Origin of the sequence: Micromonospora sp. NPDC049580, from assembly GCF_040675595.1 — a bacterium.
In the GTDB taxonomy this organism is placed as follows: Bacteria; Actinomycetota; Actinomycetes; order Mycobacteriales; family Micromonosporaceae; genus Micromonospora.
On sequence record NZ_JBFAPG010000316.1, the window covers coordinates 1 to 7,654 of the forward strand.

Genomic DNA, 7,654 nt, shown 5'->3' on the forward strand with positions numbered 1-7,654 from the left:
GTGACGCAAACCTCTTGATCAACGGGACGGGACGGCGGGGGCGGCGGGAGGGCGGGGAAGGGGGAGGGGTGGGCGGTCAGCTGCCGGGGCGGGGGAAGGCTACCGGGCTGCGGAGGCCGGCTCGGTTGACCGCGCGGATGCCGAAGAAGACGTTGTCCTTGGACAGGTCGATGCTGACCTCGGTGACGTCGCCGACCGGGATCACCCGCTGCCACTCGGCGGCCGTGGTCTCGCGCCACACCACCTCGTAGCCGGCCAGGCCCGGCTCGTCGCCGCGCTGCCAGCGCAGGGTCGTGTTGTTGGTCAGGTCGGTGGTCACGATGATGGCGCCCTTGGGCGTGCCGGGCGCCTGGGCCAGTGACCACAGCGCCGCGCCGTTGACCCTCGCCACCCGGGCGATGTACCCGAAGTCGCAGAACTCGGGCAGGTCACCGAACTGCTGGCCGTCCTGCACGCGGACGTCCTGGTGCTGGTGGGCGAAGTCCTCGTTCGGCTCGGTGAACCGCGCCGCCGGCCAGCCCTCGCGCAGGAACGAGATGTGGTCGCTGCCGCGCAGGTAGCGGTCCCGCCGGTAGATCACCCGCACCCGCATGCCTGTCGCGTCGTTCTCCGCCACGTCGCGTACGAACCGGGCGAGCTGCCGCGACGGTGAGTCGTTCTCGCCGCCGACGGACTGCCGGGTGGTCGCCTCCGCCGGTGTCTCGGCGGTCGGCACCCCCTCGGCGAACAGTCGCACCGCGTACGGGTCGCGGGTGCCGTCGTCGGCGGTGCCGCTGCCCACGATGTCGTCGCTGAACATGCCCTGCACGTCCGCGCCGGCGGCCTTGAGCTGCGCGGCCAGGTACGCCGAGCCGTACAGGCCCTGCTCCTCGGCGGCGACCGCGGCGAAGACGACAGTGGCGGCCGTGGGCCGGGTGGCCATCAGTCGGGCCAGCTCCAGCACCACGGCCACGCCGGACGCGTCGTCGTCGGCGCCGGGCGCGTCGCTGACGGCGTCCATCACGTCGGTGGCCCGCGAGTCGTAGTGGCCGGTCACGACGTAGGTGCGGTTCGGCGAGGTCACGCCGCGCAGGGTGGCCACCACGTTGGTGATCCGGGTGGCGGTGGGGATCCGCGAGGCGGGCTGCTGCACGTACGACTGGAGTTCGACGGTCATCCGGCCGCCGGAGGTGGCCGCGTACTCCTGGAAACGGGCGAAGATCCAGTCCCGGGCGGCGCCGATGCCCCGCTGGGGGTCGTCCTGGTCAGAGAGGGTGTGCCGGGTGCCGAAGGCGGCCAGCCGACGCACGATCGCCTCGATCCGGCGTGGGTCGACCTGGCGTAACAGGTCGCGCAGCTCGCGCTCGGGGCGCTGCGCGCGGGCCGGCCGCCCGGGGCCGGCGGGGACGGGGTCGGCGGCCGCGGGCGCGGCCAGCGAGGGCACCGCGACGGTGGCGGCGGTCGCCGCGGTGGCGGCGGCGGAGGCGGACAGGAAGGTGCGGCGGGTCGGCCTCGTGGGCCGCTCGCCGGTGTCGTCTGATCCCATTACGGCATCCTGCCCATCGATAGTGACGTTTGTCCATATCGCTAGACGTGGATGTCGCGTGAGCTTTCACCCGGACCGGGTGATGACACTCCGTGGCCGTCGTTCCTACGGTGGGTGTCATGGCTGTCGTACGCGCGACCCCCGCCAACCCGCACGTCGGCACGGCTCCCGCGACGGGGGTGAGTGGCGACCAGCGGGCGATGCCACCCGAGTTGGGTCCCAACTCGATCGCCGTGCTCAGCGGCCCCACGTTTGTGTACTCCGACGCGCGCGGCGACGTGCCACCGGGCAGCATCGGCGGGCTCGTGCACCTGGACACCCGCCTGATCAGCGGCTGGACCCTCACCGTCAACGGCGGTCAGCTGCTGGTGTTGCGGGCCAAGACCCTCGAGCACTACTCCGCGCAGTACGTGCTCACCAACCCGGAGCTGCCCGGGCTGCCGTCGAACGGTCTCGCCATCCGGCGGTTGCGCTACATCGGCGACGGCTTCCACGAGCGACTGGAGATGGTGTCGTACCAGACCGAGCCGGTCCGGGTGGAGCTGCGGCTGGCCGTCGACGTGGACTTCGCCGACCTGTTCGAGGTCAAGTCGGTGGTCCGGGACCGCTCCGCGCAGATCGTCCGCAACCACGCCGCCGACGGCTCCGAGCTGTGCTTCTCCTACCGCAACGGAGACTTCACCGCCGAGACCCGGGTGCGCTGCGCGACCCCGGCGGACCGGATCGAGGGGGACGATCTGGTCTGGGACCTGCACCTGCGTCCGCGCGACAACTGGCTGGTGGACCTGCAGGTGCCGTTGTCGCCGGGCCCGGGGGTGGTCGAACCGGTGCGGGGCGACATCATCGACGTCGTCCAAGGCCGGGCCGAAGACCCGCTGCGCCGGTGGACCGAGGACCGGGCCGTGCTGCGCAGCGACAGCCAGGCGCTGGAGTGCACCGTCCGCCAGTCCCGCGACGACCTGGCGGCGCTGCGGCTCGAACTGGAGGTCAAAGGTCAGCGGATCCTGCTGCCCGGCGCGGGACTGCCCTGGTTTCTCAGCCTCTTCGGGCGGGACACGCTGATCACCGCGTACCAGACGTTGGTGGCCGGGCCGGCGCTGGCGAAGGGAACGCTGCTCGCGCTCGCCAAACTCCAGGGCAACGCCTGTGACGACTTCACCGACGAGGAGCCCGGCAAGATCCTGCACGAGGTCCGCAGCGGCGAGCTGACCCGTACCGGCCAGAAGCCGTACGGCCCCTACTACGGCACCGCCGACGCCACACAGCTCTGGCTGATCCTGCTCTCGGAGTACTGGCGGTGGACCGCCGACCACGAGACCGTCCGGCACCTGCGCGACAACGCGGTGGCCGCGCTGCGGTGGATCGACGAGTACGGCGACCGCGACGGCGACGGCTTCGTGGAGTACGCCACCCGGTCCCCGGAAGGGCTGGGCAACCAGTGCTGGCGGGACTCGCCGGACGGCGTCTGCTTCGCCGACGGGCGTATCCCGGTGCTGCCGCTGGCGACCGCCGACATCCAGGGCTACACCTTCGACGCTAAGCTGCGGCTGGCCGAGCTGTTCGACGGCCCGCTGGGCGACCCCACCCTGGCGGCACGACTGCGCGACGAGGCCGGCACCCTGTACGAGCGGTTCAACCGGGACTTCTGGATCGACGAGCGGGGCGGCTACTACGCGGTGGCCCTCGATGGCGACAAGAACGTGGTCGACTCCAAGACGTCCAGCATGGGTCACCTGCTGTGGAGCGGGATCGTGCCGCAGGGGCGGGCGGATGCGGTGGTGCGCCAGCTCATGTCGCCCGACATGTTCTCCGGCTGGGGCATTCGGACGCTGTCCGCCGAGGAACGCCTCTACGGGCCCTTCGGCTACCACCTGGGCACGGTCTGGCCGCACGACAACTCGCTGATCGCGCTCGGCCTGGCCCGCTACGGCTACCGGAAGGAGGCGAACCGGATCAGCCTGGCGATGATCGACGCGGCCGAGCAGTTCGACCACCGGCTGCCCGAGGCGCTCAGCGGGTCCGACCGGCAACGGCTGCTGTTCGCCGTCCCATATCCCACCGCCTGCAGCCCGCAGGCATGGGCGTCCGGCACGCCGCTGGCGCTGGTCCGCGCGATGCTGGGGCTCAACCCGGTCGAGGGTCGGCTCGTGCTCGACCCGGCGGTTCCACCGGAGTTCGGCCGGATCTCGGCCAACCGGGTGCGGGCCTTCGGTCAGGAGTGGGGTGTGGACGCGGTGGGCTCCAACGGTCACGTCTGGCTCGAGCGCAGCTGACCGCGCGCCTGCGCTTCGACGTTTGTCCCGGGCTGCGACGGGAAACGGCCCGCAATGACGAAACCTCGTGTGGTGATCGTGGGGGCCGGGTTCGCCGGTTACCACGCGGCGAAGACGTTGAGCCGGATCGCCCGGGACCGGGCCGAGATCGTGGTGCTGAACTCCACCGACTACTTCCTCTACCTGCCGCTGCTGCCCGAGGTGGCCGCCGGGGTGGTCGAGCCCGGGCGCATCGCCGTGCCGCTGACCGGGACCCTCAAGGGCGTCCGGGTGGTGATCGGCGAGGCGGATCACGTCGACCTGCAGAACCGCTGGGTCGGCTTCACCCAGCCCGAGGGGGAGAAGAACCGCCTGGCGTACGACCGGCTGGTGCTCGCCGTGGGCAGCGTCAACAAGCTGCTGCCCATCCCGGGTGTCACCGAGTACGCGCACGGCTTCCGCGGCCTGCCCGAGGCCGTCTACCTGCACGACCACATCGTCCGCCAGGTCGAGTTGGCCGAGCAGGCCGAGGACCCGGCGGAGCAGCAGGCCCGCTCCACGTTCGTGGTGGTCGGAGCGGGCTACACCGGCACCGAGGTCGCCGCGCACGGGCAGCTGTTCACCGACGCGCTGCACGCGCAACGGCCCCGGCTGACCGTCCGGCCCCGCTGGATGCTGCTCGACGTCGCCCCCCGGGTGCTGCCCGAGCTGGACGAGCGGATGTCCGTCACCTCGCACAAGGTGCTCAACCGGCGGGGGGTGGACGTGCGGATGGGCACGTCGGTGGCTGAGGCGACCTGCGACGGCGTCAAGCTCACCGACGGCGAGTACGTGCCGACCTGCACGCTTGTGTGGTGCGTGGGGGTGCGGCCGGACCCGTTCGTCAACGAGCTGGGCCTGCGCACCGAGAAGGGCCGGCTGGTCACCGACGAGTACCTCAACGTCCCCGGCTATCCGGAGGTCTTCGCCTGCGGTGACGCCGCAGCCGTGCCCGACCTGGTGAATCCGGGGCAGATCTGCGGCATGACGGCCCAGCACGCGCAGCGGCAGGGCAAGCGCGTGGCGCACAACATCGCCGCGTCGTACGGCTTCGGGCAGCGCAAGCCGTACAGGCACCACGATCTGGGTTGGGTGGTCGACCTGGGCGGCAAGGACGCGGCCGCGAACCCGTTGCACGTCAACCTGGCCGGGCTGCCGGCCAAGGCGGTCACCCGGGCGTACCACCTGATGGCGATGCCGGGCAACCGCACCCGCGTCGGGGCCGACTGGGTGCTCGACGCCGCGCTGACCCGCTCGGCCGTGCAGCTGGGGCTGGTCCCGGCGAACGCGGTCCCGCTGGAGAGCACGTCGCCGGAGGTCGCGGTGCGCGGCCGCTGAGCGGAACCCGTCGACCCGGCCGGTCAGCCCCGCGAGGTGGCGGGACCGGCCGGTCCACGTGGTGGCACGGCCGGCGGGGGCGGTTCGCCGGGGTCCGCTGGTGGGGGCGGGTTCAGTCGTCGCGGCCCGTACTCGCGCAGCAGGATCTGGACGATGCCAGCGGCGGGGATGGCCAGCAGCGCGCCGAGCAAGCCGGCCAGCTCCGCCGCGAGCAGCACGCTCAGCAGCACGGTCAGCGGGTTGAGCCGCACCGCACGAGACAGGATGAGTGGCTGGAGCAGATGGTTCTCGACCTGCTGGTAGACGACGAAGAAGACGAGCACGATGATTCCGGCGGTGGAGGAGTGCAGGAACCCGGCGCCGGCGGCGATCACCGCGCCGATCGTCGCGCCCACCAGCGGTATCAGGTCGGCCACCGCCACCAGCAGGGCGATCACGCCCGCGAACGGCACCCCGGTCAGGGTCAGCACCAGGAAGGTCAGCACCCCGCAGATCACGCTGATCAGCAGGTTGCCGGTGAGGTAGCCGGTGACCGTCCGCGACATCTCCCGGCCGACCCGGCGCAGGCGCTCGCCCGCACCGTCCCCGGCCGCCGCGAGGACGCTGCCGGTGATCCGCGGCGACTCCAACACCATGAGGTACGCCAGCACGATGACCGTGACCAGCCCCGCGACCGTCTGCAGGACACCGCGCAGCACGCCCACGGCGGGTTGACGTAGCCGGGTGCCGGCGTCGCGCAGCTGGTCGGAGTGCTCGCTGACGTAGCGTCGTGCCCCGGTGCGTTCCAGGAGCTGGCCCACCGGGCCGCGCCCGGCGCGCGCGTCGCGCAGCAGCTCGGGCCCCCGATCGGCGAACCGGCCCAGCTCGTCGAGCAGCGGCACCAGGATGACCGTGGCGAGGACCGCCAGCACGACGAACGCGGTGAGGAACACGAGCAGCGTGGCCACCGCCCGCCGCCGCACGAACCGGCGTTGCAGCCAGTCCACCGACGGCTTGAGCGCGACCGCGAAGAAGGCGGCCACCACGGCCCAGACCAGCACCCGGCGGGTCGCGTACACGAAGGCCAGCGCGAGCGCGGTCGCCAGCACCAGACCGATCACGACCAGGGCCCGGCGGGCGGTGGCCCGATTGTCGGCGTTGCTCACCCGCCGGGCCTTCCCCGCGCGCACCGTCGGAAACCCGGCAATGCGGACGCGCAGGCCGGCCTAGGCCGTGTCTTCGAAGGTTCACAACCATTGGAGCAGCGCGGCGATGGTGACGGTGGCCTGGAACGAGGTCGCGGTCTTGTCGTAGCGGGTCGCGACGCTGCGGCACTGCTTGAGCCGGTCGAAGCAGCGTTCGACGGGGTGTAGATCGACTGCCAGGACCCGTAGCGGGCGGGCATGTCACGCCACGCCGCCCCGGCCCGGATCTTCCACAGGAGGTTGGTCGGGCCACGCACCCCGCCCGCTACTCCCAGAACCGGCGAATTGGGAATGCGAATGTCAGTCCGATCCAGATAGATGGATCTGGGCTATTGTTCCAATTTGCCCTCATTGGAACACCTGACGTGATGTGGTGATCAGCGCGCTTCATCGGCGCCATTCAGGCCGTTTCACGCAGGACGCCGCTCGGTCGACGTCTCCTGCGAGTAGTACCCACGGAGGGTGTTCTGTGACAGCTAAACCCAAAAATTGGCTACGGCGGCGGGTGGTCCTGCCGTCGCTCGCCGCTGGCGCAGCCGCCACGGTGGCAGCCAGCCTGCTGCTCTTCAGCTCGACCGCCGCAAACGCGCAGGAAGCACCGGTCAACCTGGGGACGGCGGCCGACTTCTCCGTCCTGGCCGGAGCGGAGCCCACCAACACCGGCCCCAGCTTTCTGGCCCAGAGCCTCGGGCGGTTCCCCGGGAGCACCGCGTCCGGCTTCGGAACGGCCACCATCGGCGGGGAGGTGCACCTCGGCGACGCGGTGGCGCTCCAGGCTCAGAGCGACCTGACCATCGCCTTCAACGACGCCGCCGGCCGGACCCCGTTCACCAACCTCCCGGCGGAGTTGGGTGGCAACACACTCAACGAAGGGGTCTACCGGATCGGGGCCGCTCAACTGACCGGAGCGTTGACGCTCGACGGCCAGGGCGATCCGTCGGCCGTGTTCATCTTCCAGGTCGACTCCTCGCTGACGACGGCGTCGAACAGCAGCGTCGTCCTGACCAACGGGGCGTCGGCCTGCAACGTGTTCTGGAAGATCGGCAGCTCGGCGACGATCGGCACCGGCACCACCTTCGTGGGCACCATCATGGCTCAGGCCGCGATCACGATGGCCACGGGCGCGACCCTCCAGGGCCGCGCGCTGGCGCGCACCGCCGCCGTCACCCTCGACACCAACGTCATCACCGCACCGATCTGCGCCGGGCCGACGGGTCCGCCTGGACCGTCCGGCCCACCCGGGCCCACCGGCCCACCCGGCCCGTCCGGCCCGCCCGGCAGCCCCGGAGCACCCGGTAGCCCCGGCGCGCCCGGTA

6 protein-coding genes are annotated in these 7,654 nt (G+C 71.6%); 3 read left to right on the top strand and 3 right to left on the bottom strand.

Going from position 1 to position 7,654, the window contains the following annotated elements; genetic code table 11:
• Positions 1–76: 76 nt before the first annotated feature.
• Positions 77–1,525: a M20/M25/M40 family metallo-hydrolase gene (locus AB0J68_RS22430; protein WP_363940377.1), complete on the bottom strand. Its 1,449-nt coding sequence runs from the start codon at positions 1,523–1,525 to the stop codon at positions 77–79.
• A gap of 119 nt (positions 1,526–1,644) precedes the next feature.
• On the opposite strand from AB0J68_RS22430, the gene AB0J68_RS22435 reads away from it, so the two are divergent.
• A complete protein-coding gene (locus AB0J68_RS22435) occupies positions 1,645–3,798 on the top strand; it encodes a glycogen debranching N-terminal domain-containing protein (RefSeq protein ID WP_363940378.1) in 2,154 nt (717 codons plus the stop codon).
• Positions 3,799–3,852: 54 nt separating this feature from the next.
• Positions 3,853–5,154 carry an NAD(P)/FAD-dependent oxidoreductase gene (locus tag AB0J68_RS22440; RefSeq protein WP_355069016.1) on the top strand — a complete coding sequence of 434 codons (1,302 nt, stop codon included), beginning with the start codon at positions 3,853–3,855 and terminating at the stop codon, positions 5,152–5,154.
• Between the two features lie 23 nt (positions 5,155–5,177).
• On the opposite strand, the gene AB0J68_RS22445 is transcribed toward AB0J68_RS22440, so the two are convergent.
• Together AB0J68_RS22445 and AB0J68_RS22450 are read right to left on the bottom strand one after the other, a co-directional pair.
• On the bottom strand, positions 5,178–6,323 hold the full coding sequence (locus AB0J68_RS22445; protein WP_354862903.1) for an AI-2E family transporter: 1,146 nt from the start codon (positions 6,321–6,323) through the stop codon (positions 5,178–5,180).
• Positions 6,324–6,380: 57 nt separating this feature from the next.
• Positions 6,381–6,518, bottom strand: a complete 138-nt coding sequence (locus AB0J68_RS22450) for a transposase (RefSeq protein WP_363940380.1) — start codon at positions 6,516–6,518, stop codon at positions 6,381–6,383.
• 364 nt (positions 6,519–6,882) lie between these two features.
• Here AB0J68_RS22450 and AB0J68_RS22455 point away from each other — a divergent pair.
• Positions 6,883–7,654 (top strand): ice-binding family protein (locus AB0J68_RS22455; RefSeq protein ID WP_363940379.1); only part of this gene is annotated, 772 nt, incomplete at its 3' end.

What these genes read in the sequence shown, in the direction of transcription:
- AB0J68_RS22430 (WP_363940377.1), bottom strand. Translation starts at nt 1,525, where the DNA reads ATGGGATCAGACGACACCGGCGAGCGGCCCACGAGGCCGACCCGCCGC.
- AB0J68_RS22435 (WP_363940378.1), top strand. Translation starts at nt 1,645, where the DNA reads ATGGCTGTCGTACGCGCGACCCCCGCCAACCCGCACGTCGGCACGGCT.
- AB0J68_RS22440 (WP_355069016.1), top strand. Translation starts at nt 3,853, where the DNA reads ATGACGAAACCTCGTGTGGTGATCGTGGGGGCCGGGTTCGCCGGTTAC.